This window comes from Paraburkholderia jirisanensis (genome assembly GCF_054782355.1).
Genome location: NZ_BAAGSQ010000030.1, coordinates 357,909 through 374,789, shown reverse-complemented (window position 1 = coordinate 374,789; position 16,881 = coordinate 357,909). Strand labels below are relative to the sequence as shown.

The window sequence follows — 16,881 nt, the reverse complement described above, 5'->3', positions numbered from 1 at the left end:
ACTAAATTCATCAATGAAAAATCTTATCAAACAGCATTCAAACTCTGTTTGTATATTGCCAGAAAAGCTCGACGCGTTGCTGAGCGCTGGATTCAAACGCATAGATGACTGCATTTTCTTCTCATCTCTTTTTCCCGAGCAAAATATTCCTGCAATCGAGTTCGTTCAGCACGCATATGGTGATCTGACCGGCTATGAATGCATGATCAACAAGCTTCATCTGGAAGATTATTGCGAAAGTCAGATTTTTATAAATTCTCACTTGTTTGTGCTGCGATTTATTGAGGCATGGAAGACCAGTTTCAAAACTCAGGCTGTCGCAATCTTGAGTTACGAAGAAAATGGCGAATTTGGTGATATTAGTGTTTTTCGTTTTCACCTAAAAAGGCCAGGCGAATTTTTTATTGACACGACTGCAATCGAAAAATATCCAGATCCGATCCTGGTCGTCGATATTCACTAAACATATTGCACTGGCGTTCAATTGAATGCAGGAACATGAATTCGAACAGAGAGCGAAATATGGCCGTTGATTGGTCAAAGCGTTATGCGGATGCCGACGACTACTTCTCCCTGCATGGAAACGTGGTTATGAAGTTGACCACGCAAGCTGCAATAGCTGTATGTGAGCAAGCAGCGAAGCGTGGGCTTCTCGTTGTTCGAATAGAAGGTGGAATCTGGCATAGTCATGGGTTTGAAGCCCGCGTAGATTGTATTTGGGATGGCGCCGATCCACCGATTGATATCGACGCCGCGCATAAAAACAACCTGGAAGCCATTCAGTTCATTCTGTCAGAGCCATCAGAGTACGATACGTTTATCGTTACCTCCCCACCCATCACGGGTTGGGAAAAATGAATGTCTATTCTCGACACAAACGTCATTGACGTGGTCGGCATCGATACCCCCAACGGCATCGTGCGATCAGCGATTTCCGATCACCTTGGATGGGATGAGGCAGAACACGACCATCTTGTTCTGCTCCAGGACAAGATCAACACCTATTTGGTCTATCTGGAGAGCGGCCAAGTCTACGAAAACAATCCCAATTCAAAGGGTTGTAGATTTTAAATTGAACTTGTCGCCAAATATCCTTTGTCCGTCGCCGGCGTTCGCTTTTTTGAGCAGGCAAAGACGATCGTTCAGGCCGCAGGTTTCGAATTGTTGTACAGGGTATTCACGCCTCGATAAATCCAACCTGACTGTTGACTGCGCGCGAACCTGGTAAATGGGTTTGCGCCGCAGCGACTTGGTCATCATAAAACGCACTCGCAATGAAAGTAAGTATGAGGCTGGCGGCTCTGCCGCTCACAGCCCTGGTCACTCTCGCGCCCAATGTTCCGGCGCAAATCTTGGGCGGCATAGAAACCGAACAAAACCAGCAGCAGCGGCGCGACGCGCAGCAACGGGAGGCGGCGGTATCGGCTCCTGTCGTGCGTTCGGACCTGCCAAAAACCGAAGCGTATCCCGAACTCCCACACGAGTCGCCATGCTATCGCATCGACACGTTCTCGCTTAACGTGCTTGAATCCCTGCCGGCAGCAACGAAGGTTAAAGGCGCATCGGCTCTGCCGCTTGACCCATTCTCGTTCGCACGCGAGTGGCTCGACCACTACGAGGGGCAATGTGTTGGCAAGAAAGGCATTGATGCGCTCACTAAAAGTTTGCAGCGCGCGATTCTAAGCCGCGGCTATCTCACCACCCGCGTGCTCGTGCAGCCACAAGACGTGACGCGCGGAAATCTGACGCTCACGCTCGTGCCCGGCATCGTGCGCAATATCAGCTTCATCGACCCGTCGATTTGGGGAACATGGAAGACTGCCTACCGTGCACGCGGCGGCGATCTGCTGAACCTGCGCGACCTTGAGCAGGGCCTTGAGCAGATGAAGCGCGTCAACAGTCAGGACGTAAGCATGGAAATCCAGCCCACGGACATACCGGGTGAAAGCGACGTTATCCTGACCGTCAAACGTGCAAAGCCGTGGACCTTCGTCGCGTCTGTCGATAACTCGGGCACGGAGTCGACGGGAAGATGGCAAGGCAACGTCAGTCTCGGTATCGACAACCCGCTTGGCCTGAACGACATCCTCACAGCGGGTGCGAACCAGGACTTGTCTTTCGGCAACAAGTCGCTTGGCTCGCACGGCTTCAACGGTTCGTATTCAATTCCCTGGGGTTACTGGACCGCGACGCTCTCGGGCAACACGAACACGTACTACCAGAACATCGCGGGGGTGAACCAGACCTTCGTCTTCAGCGGTAACTCGCAGACGGCAGCGCTGAAGCTCGCGCGCATCGTCTCGCGTAACGACAATGACGTGCTTGGCGCCTATGTTCAACTATCGAAGCGCTTCGGCGACAGCTTCCTCGACGACACGAACATCCCCACCCAGGCGCGCAACAACACGTTCCTGGAATTGGGCGCAACGGACCGCCATTATTTCGGTGCGGCGCAGTTCGACGGCACGCTCGCCTATCGTCAAGGCATCGGCGGATTTGGCGCGACCGCCGACCCGTATCGAGACGGCCCAACCTACCGCTATCACATGGCGGTACTCGACACAAACCTGTCAGTGCCGTTCGCGATTTCCGGCCAGGGCTTTCAGTACGTTGGAACGGTACACGGCCAGTTCACCAAAGACACGCTGTTCTATATCGACGACCTGACTATCGGCAGCCGGTACACGGTGCGCGGCTTCGACGGCGAAACGATGCTTGCTGCCGAGCGCGGTTTCTACTGGCGCAACGAACTGCAATGGCCAGTGTTCCACACGGGACAGACGCTGTATGCGGGGATCGACTACGGGCGCGTGTTCGGGCCGAACACGGCCGCACTGGCAGGAACGCAACTGGCGGGTGCGTTCATCGGCATTCGCGGCGGCATACCGGTGAAGTACACCGATGTGACATATGACCTGTTTGCCGGCACGCCGATCTATAAGCCGACAGGTTTTGTGACATCACGAATGACAGTCGGCGTTCAGGTAGCGGCCAGATTCTGACGCGCGAAAAGCAAATCATCCCGACTATTGACGGACTGATCCAGTCGACTGGCGCCTCCATTTCCGCCTGAATGCGGCCCCCACTACGTGTGTCGACACTTGACACTGCCAACACGCTTGGGTGCATACTTCCCGTCTGGTAAATATCGCTTGAGGGGCTTACGGGAGGCTTAGAGCCACGAAACCCGGGGCCGAGACACCCTTTTGGCGAGAGGCTGTACGCGAACAGCCCGCCGTTAGCAAACAGAAAGCACCTTGTTATAAATAGAACGATTCAAGGAGAGCCTCACATGTCAGCACATTCCTCGCAAAGTGCATCCGCGCTCACGATCGCGGTGGATGGCAAAGCGCACGTTGTAGAAGCGTCGCCGGATACGCCGCTGCTATACGTGTTGCGAAACGAGTTGAATCTCACAGGCCCGCGATTTGGTTGCGGCCTCGCGCAATGTGGCGCGTGCACCGTTCATCTGGATGGAGCCGCGGTGCGCTCATGTGTGTTGCCGGTCTCCGTGGTGGCAGGCCATCAGGTAACCACCTTGCAAGGCCTCGCGCAAACCGTGCCGGCCGAACAGCGTATCGACGGACTGCACCCCGTACAGCACGCGTTTATCGAAGAGCAGGCCGCGCAGTGCGGGTACTGCATGAATAGCTGGATCATGAACAGCGCGGCGTTCCTCAAACAGAATCCGCATGCGTCCGATGCCGAGATTCGCGCCGGGCTGACCGGACTCAAATGCCGCTGCGGAACCCATATCGCGATCCTGCGCGCCGTTAAACGTGCCGCCAAGGCGATGGCGTAATGCCCACCCGGACCTGGAGATCGATATGTCGGATATTTCGCTAAAGGTTTCGCGGCGCCAGTTCCTCGGCACGGGCGGCGCATTGATTGTGTCCTTCGCCTGGCCCACGCTCACCCGTGCGGCCACCGCGCCGGAGCGGGCAAACGTCGTGGCAAACGGCGTACCGCCCGATGCACCGCTCGAGCCGCACAGCGCGCCCTGGCCTGCTACCCTGCCGCCCAATCAGCTCGATTCGTGGATTGCGGTGACCCAGGACGGCGACGTCATTGCCAGCGTCGGCAAGATCGAAGCGGGCATGGGTATCAGCACGGCCTTCACGCAAATTGTGGCGGAAGAACTGGACGTATCGCTGTCGCGCGTCACGCTGAATATGGGCGACACCGCCACTACGGTCGATCAGCGTGGCACGGGCGGCAGCAACGGTATCGAAGATGGCGGCAAGGCGCTGCGGCGCGCGGGCGCGCGAGCCCGGCAAGCGCTGGTACGCATGGCGGCGCAACACCTGCAGACAGATGAAGCACAGCTCACGGTGCGCGACGGCGTCGTACAGTCGAAGGCTGATGCGACGAAACGTGTCAGCTATGGGGAACTCGTCGGCGGCGACCAGTTTCACGTGACGGTCGACGAACACGTGCCGCTCAAGGACCCTGCTACCTACAGCGTAGTCGGGCAGCCGGTGCCGCGCATGGATATCCCCGCCAAGGCGCGCGGCGAATATCACTACCTGGTCGATCTCAAACTGCCTGGCATGCTGCATGGCCGGGTGATCCGGCCACCCCAGGCCGGCGCGCAACTGGTCGAAGTGCCGCGCGGCCAAAACTTTCCCGGCCTCGTGGCGGTCGTCACGCAAGGCAACTTCGTGGGCGTGGTATGCGAGCGCGAAGAGCAAGCCATCAAGGTTTCCCGCGATTTGCAGATCAAGTGGACAGAGCCTGCCGCTGCATTCGATCCCGACTACGATGCGCTGTATGCGCGTTTGCGCAGCGAACGCGAAGTGGTATCGAAGACCGCACAGAGCGTAGGCGATGTCGATGCGGCGATTGCCGGCGCGCACACGAAGCTTGCCGTCGACTACGACTTTCCGTTCCATTCGCATGCGAGCATGGGACCGGGATGCGCGGTCGCCGACGTCAACGCCGAGCGAGCGATGGTCTGGGCCGCGGGTCAGAAGCCCTACCCGTTGCGCCGGGCCTTGGCGCAAATGGCCAATATGCCTTTAGAGAAGGTGCGCGTCACGTGGATGCCCGGCCCCGGTTCGTATGGGATGAACGATGCCGACGACGCGGCCATGGATGCGATGCTGCTTTCCAAAGCCGTGGGCCAGCCCGTGCGCGTGCAATACATGCGCGCCGATGCGGTAGGCTGGGACCCTAAGGGTTCGCCGACCAGTTTCCGTATGCAGGGTGCGCTCGATCGCGACGGAAAGGTGGTGGCGTTTTCATATCTGGCGCGTGGGTATTCAAGCCAGATTCGCCCAGCCGGTACCGAAGTGGCCGGCGATACGTTGTCCGCGCAGTTGATCGGCGGTTTCCGCAACAGCGGTGCGGAGGCATTCCAGTTAGCCGACGAGCACTATCAATTCGACAACAAGCGGCGGCGCAGCGACCTGCTGGACTGGGAACGCTCGCTGAGCACGGGGCTGCGTACCGCTCACCTGCGCGATCCGGACGGCATGGCGACCTGCTTTGCCAGCGAATGCTTTATCGATGAACTTGCCGCTGCCGCGAAAGCCGACCCTGTGGAGTTTCGCCTGCGCTACCTGAAGGACGAACGCGATAAAGGCGTGATCCGCGCCGCCGCTGAAAAGGCCGGCTGGCAATCACGGCCTTCTCCGAGGCCGCCACAATCCGGCAATGTGGTGACCGGCCGCGGCATTGCCTATGCACCACGCGGCAAGACCACAGTGGCACTTATCGCCGAGATAGAGGTGCATCGCGATACCGGGGAGTTTCATGTGACGCGCTTCGTCGTCGCACACGACTGCGGCTATGTGATCAATCCGCGCAACCTGACCGGCACGATCGAAGGCAATCTGATGATGGGCATGAGCCGGGCCAAGTACGAGAGCGTGCGCTTCGACAGTCATCGCGTCGGTAGCGTCGACTGGCTCACTTACCCGATCGCCGAAATCTCGGATGTCCCCGATGCGGTGGAAATCGTGATGGTCAACAACCATCCGAGCCATCCGTCTTCGGGGGCAGGCGAGCCCGCCAGCAGACCGATGGCGGCGGCCTTGTCGAATGCGCTATTCGATGCGACGGGTATTCGATTCCGGCGCGTGCCGTTTACGGCTGAAGTGCTGAAGGCAGCGTTCGCCAGGCAGGCGATGACGGTGTAGGCAAGCCTTCCCTGTGCCGTTGCCGTTATCCACACGGCACAGGGCTGCCTGTATCCGGCATTCAGATGTAAGGGCGAGTCATCACCTCGAGAAAATGCCCATCGGGATCGTCGAAATACAGCCCCCGGCCGCCGTTGTGCGTATAAGTTTCGCCAGCGCGGTGTTTGGACGGATCGGCCCAGTACTGCAGCCCTCGATCGCGAATACGAGCGAACACGCGATCGAACTCGTCCTCACTAATCAGAAACGCGTAATGCTGCATCGAGATCGCGCCGTCTTTCTCGTAGAAGTCGAGCGAGACATCGTTGTCGAGTTGAACGACCAGCATCGGCCCGAATTCAATAGGGCTGGGAAGCTCAAGGATGTCCATGAGGAATTTCGTGGATCTCTGCTTGTCGCTGCACCAGACGATCGTATGGTTTAGCTGCACGCCCATGTTGCGCTCCTCACTAAACGTGGCGACGCCGGGCCCAAGCCCGGCGCCGCACGCTTTAAACGCCCTGCTTCGCGCCTAGCAGATCTTCAATCATCACCGGCAGTTTGCGCACGCGCACACCCGTCGCATGATGAACCGCATCAGTGATCGCCGAAGCAATACCCGCCAGCCCGATCTCCGCGATCCCTCGCGCGCCGAGTTCGTTGAACACGGTGTCGGGGTAATCGAGAAACGTCACATCGAGCTTAGGGCTATCCGCATGCGAAGGAATGATGTAATCGGCAAGATTGCTATTGATCGGCGCGCCGTTCCTCGAGTCGTACATCGTGTGCTCGAACAGCGCCATGCCAACGCCCATCACCACCGCACCTTCGATCTGGTTGCGCCCGGCGAACGGATTGAGGATACGTCCCGCATCGATCACCGAAACCACCCGGCTCACCTGCAGCCGCGCGATCTCCGGCTGCCAGGTCACCTCAGCGAAGTGCGCGCCGTATGAGTAGATCGAATACTCCTTCTTTAGCGGATCATCGAAGCCACCCTGCGCGCTGCCATTACCCGACGCCGAATACATCTTCGCCGCTTCGAGTATCGTGCCATACGGCACGCCCGTCGCAGCAGCCGCATCCTTGCGATGCACGCGGCCCGACGTGAACGCAAGCTCCTCGGGTTTCGCGCCCTTGAACGGTGATTCCGCAACGGCCCCTGCACGCGCAAGCACGATATCGACGGCCGCGCGCGCCGCTTGCAGCACCGCAGGAATCACCGAAGCCGTCACCGCCGAGCCACCCGAGATCGGTCCCAGCGGCTGCATCGTGTCGCCGAGTTCGACGTCGATGCGATCGAGCGGCAAGCCCGTTTGTGACGCAACGAGTTGTGCAAGGATGGTGTACGTACCCGTACCGATGTCCTGCGTGCCGCACACCACGCGCGCGGTGCCATCCGCACGCAGATCCACCGAAGCCTGCGCCGAAAAGCGTACGCCCGGCCACCCACACGCGCCCACGCCCCAACCTAGCGTCAGCCCATCGCGCTTCATCGATCCGACTTCCGGCGTGCGTTGCCCCCAGCCAAATTTTTCGGCACCAGTCTGCAAACACTCAGCGAGATGGCGTGACGAAAACGGCAAGCCGGTGCTTTCGTCGACGCGCGGTTCGTTCTTCAACCGCAATTCGACAGGATCGATGTTGAGCTCACGCGCCAGCTCATTCATCGCCGATTCGAGCGCGTAGAGCCCAGGAACCGCACCCGGCCCGCGCATCGCGGTCGGCGAGCCGACATGGCGCTTCACGAGCCCCGAACTGACACGCAGATTCGGCACGCTGTACAAAAACGGCGTGATTTCACCGCAGGTTTCCTGGTAGTCGTCGGCGATGGCGGTGTGGTTCAGATACTCGTGACGAATCGAAGTCAGCTTGCCGTCCCGATCCGCCGAGAGCCGCATGCGCTGCTGCGTCACCGGACGGTGCCCCACGTTCTGAAACATCATCTTCCGGTTGATCACGAGCTTGACGGGCCGCCCCGTATGCCGCGTAGCCGCGGCAGCAAGCAGCGAGTGCGGCCACATCCACAGCTTGCCGCCGAAGCCCGAGCCCAGAAAACGCGAGATCACGCGCACTTTCTCTTTCGGCAAGCCGAGCATCTGCATCAACGTGCCTTGGTGGTTCGATACCGCCTGGCTCGTTTCGTAAAACGTGTAGCCTTCGCCGTCCCACTGCGCGACGGTTGCGTGCAGTTCGATCGGGTTATGCGTTTCGACCGGCGTCACATACGTCGCATCCAGCTTGACGGGCGCGCCGTCGAATGCGCGTGCGGGGTCGCCGCGTTCGCTTTCGACATGCGTGTTCTCATAGCTGCCGAGTTCGTCGCTGACGTCATGCGGTGCGATGTCATAGCCGACCTTTACAGCGGCTGCGGCGGCACTCGCGGATTCAAACGTATCGGCGATCACCAGCGCGACGTACTGGCCGTAATAGCGGATCACATCGTCGTCAAAGGGTGGGCGCGCCTCGTCGACGAAGCCCGTATCCATCGAATTGCCCGAGATCCGGTAGAAGCGGCCAATATTGCCGCGATGAAGCACGGCATGGACGCCGGGCATGCTCTGCGCAGCCGCGAATTCAAGCGATGTAATGCGGCCGCTCGCAATCGTGCTGCATACGGGCACCGCATGCAGCAGATCCGGCAGATCGACATCCGACGTATACGTCGCGGCGCCGCTGACTTTCAACGGGCCGTCGACGCGCGCTTGCGGCTGTCCGATTACGGACAGCAAGGTGTCAGTCACGGTGGACATGAGTGAGGTCCTATTGAAGTCAATCGGTGAGGGTGGCTTGCGTCAATGCGTGGACTAGGCAGCGGCGCGCCAGCTCGACCTTGAAGCCGTTCTGGCTCTGTGGCTGCGCATTGGCGAGCGCGGCATCCGCGGCACGGGCAAACGTCGCGGCATCGGGGGGCGCGCCGGCCAGCGCTGCCTCAGCTTCCGTTGAATGCCACGGTTTCGTGCCGACGCCGCCCAGCGCGACGCGTGCATGCGCAATGCGTCCATCGACTACCTTCACCACAACTGCCGCCGACACCAGCGCGAACTCGTACGACGCGCGGTCGCGCAGCTTCAGATAGAGCGAACGGCTGCCCTCGGGCTGCGGCGGCAAGGTGACGTGCGTGATCAGATCGCCGGCTTCGATCACGGTCTCGCGTTGCGGCGTGGCGCCGGGCAGCAGGAAGAACGCGTCGATCGGGACACTGCGCGGGCCTTTCGTGCCTTCGATGTGGATCGTTGCATCGAGTGCGGTCAGCGCGACGTTCATGTCTGAAGGATTGCTGGCGATGCACGCATCGCTGACGCCGAGTATCGCCATCGTCCGGTTGAAGCCGCCGATCGCCGCGCAGCCTGCTCCGGGCGTGCGCTTGTTGCACGGCATCGTGGTGTCGCGAAAGTATACGCAGCGCGTGCGCTGCAGCAGATTGCCGCCGGTCGTGGCCATATTGCGCAGTTGCGCGGATGCGCCCGCGAGCAAGGCCTGCGACAGCACCGCGTAACGCTCGCGGATCAGCGGGTGCGTGGCGAGCTCCGCGTTGCGTACCGTTGCACCGATTTTCACTCCGCCGTCGGCGGTGGCTTCTACCTGGTTCAACGGCAGGCGGCTGATGTCGATCACGCGGCCCGGGCGCTCCACGTTCAGTTTCATCAGATCAAGCAGCGTCGTGCCGCCGGCCAGAAAGCGCACCTGAGCGCCTTCCGGGGCACCCGATGACGCCGCACTGGACGCAATGGCGTCGCGCACATCGTTCGCGCGTGAGAGCTGGAAGAGTTCCATGGCGGCGTCCTCAGGCTTTCTCGCGCACGCGCTGGATCGCGGTGACGATGTTCTGATAGGCGCCGCAGCGGCACAGGTTACCGCTCATCGCTTCGCGCACGTCCGCGTCCGCGGGGCCGATCGGCTCACCGAGCAGCGCCACGGCCGACATGATTTGCCCCGACGTACAGTAACCGCACTGGTAACCGTCGCATTCGACGAACGACTGCTGCATCGGATGCAACTCGGCCACACTGCCGATTCCTTCGATCGTCGTGATTTCGTCGCCTTCGTGCGTGCCTGCCAGCGACAGGCATGCGTTCACGCGACGGCCATTCACGTGTACGGTGCACGCACCGCATTGGCCGTGATCGCAGCCTTTTTTGGTGCCGGTTAAGTGCAGGTGCTCGCGTAGCGCGTCTAGTAGTGTGGTGCGGGGGTCGAGGGCGAGTGAGTAGGTTTTGCCATTCACCGATAATTCGACCGACATGGTGGGCGGCGGCGTCGGGCTTGTGCCGCGGGATTCGCTGTCGCGGCGGTCAGAAACGGTTTGATTCGCTGGGGCGTCGGGACGGCTGGCGGTATGTTGCATCGAGCTGGCTCCTTTAACGGGACGACGCGGAAACGACTGGGCGCTCGACGTGCTGCGCCCGTATTGGCAGTGCGGACAGCCTTCGTCGCAGATCGTGTGACAACGGTCTGCGGCGTCAGGCTGCGGGTGACATGGTGCGAGTTGGCGCTGGTCGAGACAAGGGAAAAGTATAGGTCGCGGTTTGCCGTCGTGCCGGTTGTCTGCTGATTGCTTGTGCGCTGTGGCCGGTGCGGCGTGCCTTCGCGTCGAAGGCGAGCAAACAGGATGCCTGATTTGATGCTTGATTGTTTATTTTTCTGTGGCATTGGTCAGGTGTCTTTATGCACAAACCCGGATCAGAGCGGTTGCTCCGTACGCCCCGCTCTGGTCCGCCTCATTACGCGCGCAGCAACTCAACCTGCCGGCCCGACAACAACGGGATAATGCGCTCGACAACCACTACGGTTGTGCGTGCCGATGGAAAGGACACCGAGGTTGCGGTGCAGGGCGACGTTGTAACGGATAGTGCCGCGTCGCGGCTTGCATTTGTGCTCGCTGGCGATGGCATTGCGAGACTGCCTGCTTACGATGCGGCGTCGCTCCTCGCAGCGGGTGATCTTGTGCGCGTATTGCCCGATGTCGAGACGGCGCCGCTGGAGATATTCCTGGTGCATTCGAAACGCATCGGGCCTAGCGCGAAGCTGTTGCGGGATTTTCTGCTTGAGACGGCGCGCGAGGATAACTGGTAAGTCGCGTTATCCATGGATCAGCTGAAAGAACAGACCGCTATCGGTGAAGACAGCGGCCTGTCATCCCTAACCACTCTTATTGACCTGCGGCCGGAGACACCGTGCTAGGAGTCGCCAGCGTGTTGTTGCTCTTGGGAGCACTGGTGCCGGACGTCGAGTTATTGTTCGTGCTGCTCGGCAGGCCCGAACTCCGTGCCCCTGCGCTCATGCCGCTGTCCGAGTTGGCGCCGCCGGGCGTGCCATAGCTGTCGTTCGTCTGGTTCGCGGGGCTGGCCGTGCTGCCATTCGAACCGCCGCTGGCCGTGCCGCCACCGGCTGCCTGTGCATAAGCGCCGCCCGACAGCGCGAGGGTGGCGACGGCCGCGATTAGGGCGCTGGTTGCCTTGTTCATGATCCGTTCCTCCTTGATTGAATGGAATGTCAACGCAGACGATCGCCGCCTGCTTGATCATGAATCGAGCAATCACTGTGCCGCGGGGGATTTTGTCTCCGGTCAGATCGTGATGATCGCCGCGTAACCGCAATGCACGCGAACCAAAGCCCACACGGACAGCATGCACAGCCAGATTTCACGCGATGATGCGTTTTTTGCAATTGCAATGTATGGTCGGCCCTGCCCCAAATCGTACCTTGCGCGCAGGTTACATATTCCGGACTACTGCACCATGGCTAACTCTGACGTTGTCGAAGCGACAATCGAATTCGTGGACTGGCACGAGCCTTGGCTATTCCATCGCTTTCTGCTGAAGCGCTTCGACGATAATGCGGATGACCGAACGACTGTCGATCTGGTTTGGGCCGAGGCGTGCCGTTCGGATCATTGGCGGCACGCTACGATCTCGCAGTGTTGCGATGCCTCCGATCGAGGTCTCGAAGATGCATTTCCCTGGTTGCCTGAAGACGCACGTCGGCAGTTTGTACGAGCCGCGTCGTTTCAGTGGAAATGATGCTGTCGTGGCCGGCTCGAGAACTGGAACGAGGACAGACCCAAACACTGGCACCCGTCGCCGACGGGCGCCCTCGTCCGGAAACCCGCTTGCGGGCAGATGACTGATCCGCCCGCCCATCGATTACATCGGCGGAGCGACGCCATCCTTTTCGACCACTACGCGCTGCGCTTCAAATGCGCCCTGCGCCGCGGGCGTTGCGACCACAAACACCTTCTTGCCCGCAGTCAGGTCCGTACGTGCCGCCGGAATGAAAGTCACGATGGGTACGTTAGGCGGTACCGTCACTTCATTGTTGCCGCCTTTATACGACAGCTTCAGATTCCGGCCGCTGGTGCCCTGAACCACGGTGTCGACGTTCGCGTTCGTCATCGTGCTGTTCGGGGAAAGATCCCATGCGTAGTGACCTTCACCCGTGCCGCGCGCGGATTCGGGGAATACGACCACTTCGGTGGCCGTCAGCTTTCCGTCGGTGCCCGTCGTTGCGGCGGTGCCGACGAACGAGCCCGGCTTGATGTCCGACAGCTGCATGGCCTTGACCGCCGACACGGCAACGGTCGATTTCACGTCGATCGACACGGTGTCGCCGCTGCGGCGGTGCACCTTCAGGGTATCGCCGTCGAGCGAGACAATCTCGCCGCGAATGCGCGACGGCTTGGCGGCGGGCGCCTGCGCGAGCGCAACACCGGCAAAAGTCAGCGTGACGAGGGTGACGCCAAGTTTCAAGCGGATAGACATGGATGCTCCGTAAAGGACTGTTGAGCTGCAAGTGAACTAATGCACATCAGGAACCGCCGAACCAGTTGTAGCCCTGATTCTCCCAGTAACCACCGGGAAATTCGTTCGTCACCGTGATTGCGACGATATGCTTCGGATTCTTGTAGCCGAGCTTGGTCGGCATGCGCAGCTTCATCGGGAAGCCGTATTTCGGCGGCAGCACTGCGCCGTCGTACGTGAGCGTGAGCAGCGTCTGCGCGTGCAACGCAGTCGGCATGTCGATGCTGGTCCAGTAGTTGTCCGCACAGTGCAGCGACACGTACTTCGCCGTCGTGTCCGCACCGGTGCGTTTCAGGAAATCGGAGAAGCGCACGCCACCCCAGCGGCCGATCGCACTCCACCCTTCAATGCAGATATGGCGTGTGATCTGGTCTTCCTGCGGCAACGCGCGCAGCTCGTCGAGTGTCCAGACGCGCTTGCCCGTCGCGCGGCCGCCTACCTGTAGCCGGTAGGTCGCGGCGTCGACTTCGGGCACGTCGTCGATATCGTAGAACGCATTGAACGGAAACGGCCGCGTGATCATCGACTCCGGATAGGTCGGCGCCATCTCGTTCGGATTGAACAACAGCGCCTGCACCTCGTCGTTGAAGAACGACATCCTGCGCAGCGCTGTGTTTACCGACTTGTCGTTGGACAAGTCGCAGCCGGACAGCATCGCAATGCCGCCGAGCGTGAGAACGCGCTTTCCAAGCAGCCGGCGGGCCGGATTTTTCAGTTCGCGGCGCGCATCGTCGACGATCGATTCAGCGTGAGACTGAAGAAACGCGTTGGGCTTCACTGCCTTCTTTCGCAAGCTCATGGTTACCGTCCGCGGATCATCAGAAGCAGCGAGCGCGGCACCAGCGCGACCATCACGACGTGCACGACGAAAAACCCTACCAGCACGCTCATGGCGACGAAATGCACGATACGTGCGTTGTCGTATCCGCCCATCAGCGTGCGCAGCAGCGGGAACTGCACCGACTTCCAAACCGCCAGTCCCGACATGATTACGAGCGCGATGTCGACGATGACGACCAGATAGGCGAATTTCTGTACCGCGTTGTAACGTGTGAGGTCCGCATGCCCGAGCTTGCCGCGCACTGCGGCGACAAGGTCGGCTGCAAGCGACCTGAAGCTGATCGGCAGCAGTTTCCGGCGCAGACGCCCCGAGGCGAGATTCAGCCCGACATAGATGACGAAGTTCGCCACCAGCATCCACATGATCGCGAAGTGCCATTGCAAAGCCCCGCCGAGCCAGCCGCCCAGCGTGATGGCGGAAGGAAACTGTAAGGCGGGAAAGATCGGCGACGCGTTATAGATCTGCCAGCCGCTTGTCGCCATCAGCACGACGGCGAGCGCGTTAATCCAGTGTGTGATGCGGACCCAGGCGGGTTGAACCGTTGTGTGAGCCAAAGCGATCTCGTGATGGGTGAAGGGCGCGGGTGGACTGCAGGCCGGCCGCGACCAGACTGCGTTGCCATGTGCAAACGGAACCTGCGTGCGACTATTCCACCGGGCGGCAAATATTTTTTTTGACTATCGTGCTGCGGCCCACAAAAGAGATAGCCCGGACGACAGCATTAACCCGTCCACAACCAGTTTGAACGCGCCGGGGCTCATGCGAGCGACAATACGGCGGGCGACAAACGTTCCAGCCATCAACGCCGAACCGGTAATCAAGCCGTTGAGCACGATGCGCAACGGCAGTGCGCCAAAATGATTGAAGACCGCGATCTTGGCTCCGTAAACGGCAAGGGAACCCGCGGCCTCCGTGCCAAGAAATGCGCCTTTGACCAGACCGTACCCCATGAACACAGGCACCGTAATCGGACCGGTTGAAACGACGATACCGGTAAGATAGCCGACCGCCGCGCCGATCGCGGCCAGTTGTAGCAGCGAGAAGCGGATTGCGTGGCGCGACAGCCAGCGCCGCGCTGGAATCATTGCGATAAAGAACATGCCGAGCGCCAGCTCAACCAGATGAGGCGGCAAGGCCAGCAGCGTGCGCACACCCAGAGCGGCTCCCGGCACTGCCGTCGCGGAATAGGCAAAGCACGCACGCCAGTCGATCTCACGCCACCACGAGAGCACCTTGCCGAGGTTGCCCATGAAGGCAGCAATCGCCATGATGGGGACGGCATGTTGAGGGCCATAGAGGAAGACGAGCACAGGCATCAGCAGCATCGCCGAGCCGGTACCGATTACGCCACTTAGTGTTCCTGCAAACAAACCGACGCAAAGCACCAACAGATACCCCATCTCAGGCTCTCCGCCACGGGCAAAGGGGTGATTCTATCGTTTTGCTGCATGTGCCGAAGCTGGCTTCGTAGCAGTCCGTTAGTCAGGAATTTCCGGCTCGACCAATCTGGCCAGTTGAACCAGCGACTCCTGCCAGCCGAGGTAGCACATCTCAGCCGGAATCACTTCGGGAATGCCCTCTTGCGTAATGACGACCTCCGCTCCACACGACACCTGTCGCAAAGAAACGGTCACGGTCATCTCACCGGGCAGGTTCGGATCGTCGAAGCGGTCGGTGTATCGGATCTTCTCAAACGGCACCAGTTCGAGGTACTCGCCGCCGAACGAGTGGCTGTGCCCGGTGCTGAAGTTGCGGAACGACATCTTATGGGATCCGCCCGTCTGCGGATCCATGTGATGGACCTGACACGTGAAGCCATAAGGCGGCAGCCACTTCGCAATAGCATCGGGCTCAAGGAACGCGCGATAGACACGCTCGGGCGTCGCGCGCAAGACGCGGTGGAACTTGACGGTTCCGGTTGGCATGATGAACTCCCCTTTGAGTGGACAAGCTGGACACATCTCGACGACGCTTCAGTGCGGCGGCACAGAACCATCCGGCGCCTGCCGCAAGACCGGTTGCTGCGCATGCTGCGGCTCAAAACAAGCCTGCCCCTGCAGCCAGGTCCGCCTCGAAGGAGGTAAAGAAGTCGCAGGTTAGTCTCTCGACGCTCGACGCTTTGCCCTTCCCTACATCCCCCACCTCAACGACGGCGTATGCACCGGGCTATCCCAATGCCGTTTCATCTCGTCATCCAGCACACATAACGTAATCGACGCACCGGCCATTTCCAGCGAGGTCGTCAACGAACCCACCTGCACACGAGCGATTTTCAGAGCCCGTTGTTGCAGCCATAAGCGCGTCGAATTGAACAGCAGATAGAGTTCACCGAGCGGTGTGCCGCCAAGGCCATTGATCAGCACCAGCAATTGCGCGTCAGCCTTCGGCTTCAGATCGGCGACAATTCCTGTCAGCAGTTCTCCCGCGATCACATCGGCCGCGGCAAAGCGGGCGCGCCGCCGCCCCGGCTCGCCATGAATTCCAACGCCGACTTCGATTTCATCGTCGCCGATCTTGAACGTCGGGGTGCCCGCCGCAGGCACCGTGCAACTCGAAAACGCGACGCCCATGGTCGCCGTATGCTGGTTGATCCGGTCGCCGAAAGCCTTGCATTGTTCGAGATCGGCGCCGGCTTCGGCGAGACTCCCCACCAGTTTCTCCACGATCACCGCGCCCGCTACGCCGCGCCGCCCCGTCGTATAGCTGGAGTTTTCAACGGCAACGTCGTCGTTGATCAACACCGTCGCATTCGGCAGATCCGACATCTCCGAGGCCATCTCGAAGTTCATCAGATCGCCCGAATAGTTCTTCACGATGAAGAGCGTTCCCGCGCCCGTATCGACGGCCTTTGCCGCCGCCATCATCTGATCGGGCGTCGGCGACGTGAACACCTGGCCGGGGCATGCGGCATCGAGCATCCCGTAGCCGACAAAGCCGCTGTGCAGCGGCTCGTGTCCCGACCCGCCGCCCGAGATCAATGCGACTTTGCCCGGCTTCAGTGTCTTGCGCCGCACGAATACCTGCTCCTGATCGAGGACGACAAGATCGCTGTGCGCAGCGGCGAACCCGGCGAGGCTTTCGGACAGAAAGTCGTCGACCTGATTGATGAATTTCTTCATGG

At 60.2% G+C, this 16,881-nt stretch carries 20 protein-coding genes; 9 read left to right on the top strand and 11 right to left on the bottom strand.

Annotation, left to right across the window (positions count from 1 at the left end; translation table 11 throughout):
* Positions 1–13 precede the first annotated feature (13 nt).
* The 6 genes from ACYVNQ_RS31555 to ACYVNQ_RS31530 all read left to right on the top strand — a co-directional run bounded on the left by ACYVNQ_RS31555 (position 14) and on the right by ACYVNQ_RS31530 (position 6,140).
* Positions 14–463: a hypothetical protein gene (locus tag ACYVNQ_RS31555; protein ID WP_460908410.1), complete on the top strand. Its 450-nt coding sequence runs from the start codon at positions 14–16 to the stop codon at positions 461–463.
* Positions 464–498: 35 nt separating this feature from the next.
* Positions 499–858 (top strand): colicin immunity protein, encoded by a 360-nt coding sequence (locus ACYVNQ_RS31550; RefSeq protein WP_460908407.1) that lies wholly within the window; start codon positions 499–501, stop codon positions 856–858.
* Positions 859–1,071 carry a DUF6572 domain-containing protein gene (locus ACYVNQ_RS31545; protein ID WP_460908405.1) on the top strand — a complete coding sequence of 71 codons (213 nt, stop codon included), beginning with the start codon at positions 859–861 and terminating at the stop codon, positions 1,069–1,071.
* 203 nt (positions 1,072–1,274) lie between these two features.
* Positions 1,275–3,002 (top strand): ShlB/FhaC/HecB family hemolysin secretion/activation protein, encoded by a 1,728-nt coding sequence (locus ACYVNQ_RS31540; RefSeq protein WP_460908403.1) that lies wholly within the window; start codon positions 1,275–1,277, stop codon positions 3,000–3,002.
* A 290-nt stretch (positions 3,003–3,292) separates the two neighbouring features.
* The gene (locus ACYVNQ_RS31535; protein WP_460908401.1) at positions 3,293–3,802 is read left to right on the top strand and encodes a (2Fe-2S)-binding protein; all 510 of its coding nucleotides are present in this window, start codon (positions 3,293–3,295) and stop codon (positions 3,800–3,802) included.
* 25 nt (positions 3,803–3,827) lie between these two features.
* On the top strand, positions 3,828–6,140 hold the full coding sequence (locus ACYVNQ_RS31530) for a xanthine dehydrogenase family protein molybdopterin-binding subunit (protein WP_460908398.1): 2,313 nt from the start codon (positions 3,828–3,830) through the stop codon (positions 6,138–6,140).
* A gap of 61 nt (positions 6,141–6,201) precedes the next feature.
* Here ACYVNQ_RS31530 and ACYVNQ_RS31525 read toward each other — a convergent pair whose 3' ends face one another.
* The 4 genes from ACYVNQ_RS31525 to ACYVNQ_RS31510 are packed head-to-tail and all read right to left on the bottom strand — an operon-like array spanning position 6,202 to position 10,365.
* The gene (locus ACYVNQ_RS31525) at positions 6,202–6,576 is read right to left on the bottom strand and encodes a VOC family protein (protein ID WP_460908396.1); all 375 of its coding nucleotides are present in this window, start codon (positions 6,574–6,576) and stop codon (positions 6,202–6,204) included.
* Between the two features lie 55 nt (positions 6,577–6,631).
* Positions 6,632–8,872, bottom strand: coding sequence for a xanthine dehydrogenase family protein molybdopterin-binding subunit (locus ACYVNQ_RS31520; protein WP_460908394.1), 2,241 nt, complete (start codon positions 8,870–8,872; stop codon positions 6,632–6,634).
* A 19-nt stretch (positions 8,873–8,891) separates the two neighbouring features.
* Entirely contained in the window at positions 8,892–9,896 is a 1,005-nt protein-coding gene (locus tag ACYVNQ_RS31515; protein WP_460908392.1) for an FAD binding domain-containing protein, read from the bottom strand.
* 10 nt (positions 9,897–9,906) lie between these two features.
* Complete coding sequence (locus ACYVNQ_RS31510; RefSeq protein WP_460908522.1) at positions 9,907–10,365, bottom strand: (2Fe-2S)-binding protein; 459 nt, start codon at positions 10,363–10,365, stop codon at positions 9,907–9,909.
* A 524-nt stretch (positions 10,366–10,889) separates the two neighbouring features.
* Between ACYVNQ_RS31510 and ACYVNQ_RS31505 the strand changes: the two genes are divergently transcribed.
* Positions 10,890–11,195 carry a LysR substrate-binding domain-containing protein gene (locus tag ACYVNQ_RS31505; RefSeq protein WP_460908390.1) on the top strand — a complete coding sequence of 102 codons (306 nt, stop codon included), beginning with the start codon at positions 10,890–10,892 and terminating at the stop codon, positions 11,193–11,195.
* A gap of 76 nt (positions 11,196–11,271) precedes the next feature.
* Here ACYVNQ_RS31505 and ACYVNQ_RS31500 read toward each other — a convergent pair whose 3' ends face one another.
* Entirely contained in the window at positions 11,272–11,586 is a 315-nt protein-coding gene (locus tag ACYVNQ_RS31500) for a hypothetical protein (protein ID WP_460908388.1), read from the bottom strand.
* On the opposite strand from ACYVNQ_RS31500, the gene ACYVNQ_RS31495 reads away from it, so the two are divergent.
* Positions 11,585–11,713, top strand: coding sequence for a hypothetical protein (locus tag ACYVNQ_RS31495; RefSeq protein ID WP_460908386.1), 129 nt, complete (start codon positions 11,585–11,587; stop codon positions 11,711–11,713). The genes ACYVNQ_RS31500 and ACYVNQ_RS31495 overlap by 2 nt on opposite strands.
* A gap of 147 nt (positions 11,714–11,860) precedes the next feature.
* On the top strand, positions 11,861–12,142 hold the full coding sequence (locus tag ACYVNQ_RS31490; RefSeq protein ID WP_460908384.1) for a hypothetical protein: 282 nt from the start codon (positions 11,861–11,863) through the stop codon (positions 12,140–12,142).
* A 123-nt stretch (positions 12,143–12,265) separates the two neighbouring features.
* Here ACYVNQ_RS31490 and ACYVNQ_RS31485 read toward each other — a convergent pair whose 3' ends face one another.
* From ACYVNQ_RS31485 to dhaK, 6 genes are all read right to left on the bottom strand, one after another.
* Positions 12,266–12,880 (bottom strand): hypothetical protein, encoded by a 615-nt coding sequence (locus ACYVNQ_RS31485; RefSeq protein ID WP_460908381.1) that lies wholly within the window; start codon positions 12,878–12,880, stop codon positions 12,266–12,268.
* 46 nt (positions 12,881–12,926) lie between these two features.
* Positions 12,927–13,718, bottom strand: a complete 792-nt coding sequence (locus tag ACYVNQ_RS31480; protein ID WP_460908379.1) for a molybdopterin-dependent oxidoreductase — start codon at positions 13,716–13,718, stop codon at positions 12,927–12,929.
* Positions 13,719–13,720: 2 nt separating this feature from the next.
* Positions 13,721–14,314 (bottom strand): cytochrome b/b6 domain-containing protein, encoded by a 594-nt coding sequence (locus ACYVNQ_RS31475; protein WP_460908377.1) that lies wholly within the window; start codon positions 14,312–14,314, stop codon positions 13,721–13,723.
* A 123-nt stretch (positions 14,315–14,437) separates the two neighbouring features.
* Entirely contained in the window at positions 14,438–15,160 is a 723-nt protein-coding gene (locus ACYVNQ_RS31470) for a sulfite exporter TauE/SafE family protein (protein ID WP_460908375.1), read from the bottom strand.
* Between the two features lie 78 nt (positions 15,161–15,238).
* Positions 15,239–15,685 carry an SRPBCC family protein gene (locus tag ACYVNQ_RS31465; RefSeq protein ID WP_460908373.1) on the bottom strand — a complete coding sequence of 149 codons (447 nt, stop codon included), beginning with the start codon at positions 15,683–15,685 and terminating at the stop codon, positions 15,239–15,241.
* 204 nt (positions 15,686–15,889) lie between these two features.
* On the bottom strand, positions 15,890–16,879 hold the full coding sequence (gene dhaK / locus ACYVNQ_RS31460; protein WP_460908371.1) for a dihydroxyacetone kinase subunit DhaK: 990 nt from the start codon (positions 16,877–16,879) through the stop codon (positions 15,890–15,892).
* Between the last annotated feature and the right edge of the window lie 2 nt (positions 16,880–16,881).

Excerpts from the sequence above, each read along its gene's own strand:
- dhaK (WP_460908371.1), bottom strand. The coding sequence starts at position 16,879 with ATGAAGAAATTCATCAATCAGGTCGACGACTTTCTGTCCGAAAGCCTC.
- ACYVNQ_RS31515 (WP_460908392.1), bottom strand. The coding sequence starts at position 9,896 with ATGGAACTCTTCCAGCTCTCACGCGCGAACGATGTGCGCGACGCCATT.
- ACYVNQ_RS31535 (WP_460908401.1), top strand. The coding sequence starts at position 3,293 with ATGTCAGCACATTCCTCGCAAAGTGCATCCGCGCTCACGATCGCGGTG.
- ACYVNQ_RS31525 (WP_460908396.1), bottom strand. The coding sequence starts at position 6,576 with ATGGGCGTGCAGCTAAACCATACGATCGTCTGGTGCAGCGACAAGCAG.
- ACYVNQ_RS31520 (WP_460908394.1), bottom strand. The coding sequence starts at position 8,872 with ATGTCCACCGTGACTGACACCTTGCTGTCCGTAATCGGACAGCCGCAA.
- ACYVNQ_RS31490 (WP_460908384.1), top strand. The coding sequence starts at position 11,861 with ATGGCTAACTCTGACGTTGTCGAAGCGACAATCGAATTCGTGGACTGG.
- ACYVNQ_RS31545 (WP_460908405.1), top strand. The coding sequence starts at position 859 with ATGTCTATTCTCGACACAAACGTCATTGACGTGGTCGGCATCGATACC.
- ACYVNQ_RS31550 (WP_460908407.1), top strand. The coding sequence starts at position 499 with ATGAATTCGAACAGAGAGCGAAATATGGCCGTTGATTGGTCAAAGCGT.
- ACYVNQ_RS31485 (WP_460908381.1), bottom strand. The coding sequence starts at position 12,880 with ATGTCTATCCGCTTGAAACTTGGCGTCACCCTCGTCACGCTGACTTTT.
- ACYVNQ_RS31465 (WP_460908373.1), bottom strand. The coding sequence starts at position 15,685 with ATGCCAACCGGAACCGTCAAGTTCCACCGCGTCTTGCGCGCGACGCCC.
- ACYVNQ_RS31510 (WP_460908522.1), bottom strand. The coding sequence starts at position 10,365 with ATGTCGGTCGAATTATCGGTGAATGGCAAAACCTACTCACTCGCCCTC.
- ACYVNQ_RS31480 (WP_460908379.1), bottom strand. The coding sequence starts at position 13,718 with ATGAGCTTGCGAAAGAAGGCAGTGAAGCCCAACGCGTTTCTTCAGTCT.
- ACYVNQ_RS31470 (WP_460908375.1), bottom strand. The coding sequence starts at position 15,160 with ATGGGGTATCTGTTGGTGCTTTGCGTCGGTTTGTTTGCAGGAACACTA.
- ACYVNQ_RS31540 (WP_460908403.1), top strand. The coding sequence starts at position 1,275 with ATGAAAGTAAGTATGAGGCTGGCGGCTCTGCCGCTCACAGCCCTGGTC.
- ACYVNQ_RS31530 (WP_460908398.1), top strand. The coding sequence starts at position 3,828 with ATGTCGGATATTTCGCTAAAGGTTTCGCGGCGCCAGTTCCTCGGCACG.
- ACYVNQ_RS31500 (WP_460908388.1), bottom strand. The coding sequence starts at position 11,586 with ATGAACAAGGCAACCAGCGCCCTAATCGCGGCCGTCGCCACCCTCGCG.
- ACYVNQ_RS31495 (WP_460908386.1), top strand. The coding sequence starts at position 11,585 with ATGATCCGTTCCTCCTTGATTGAATGGAATGTCAACGCAGACGATCGC.
- ACYVNQ_RS31555 (WP_460908410.1), top strand. The coding sequence starts at position 14 with ATGAAAAATCTTATCAAACAGCATTCAAACTCTGTTTGTATATTGCCA.
- ACYVNQ_RS31505 (WP_460908390.1), top strand. The coding sequence starts at position 10,890 with ATGCGCTCGACAACCACTACGGTTGTGCGTGCCGATGGAAAGGACACC.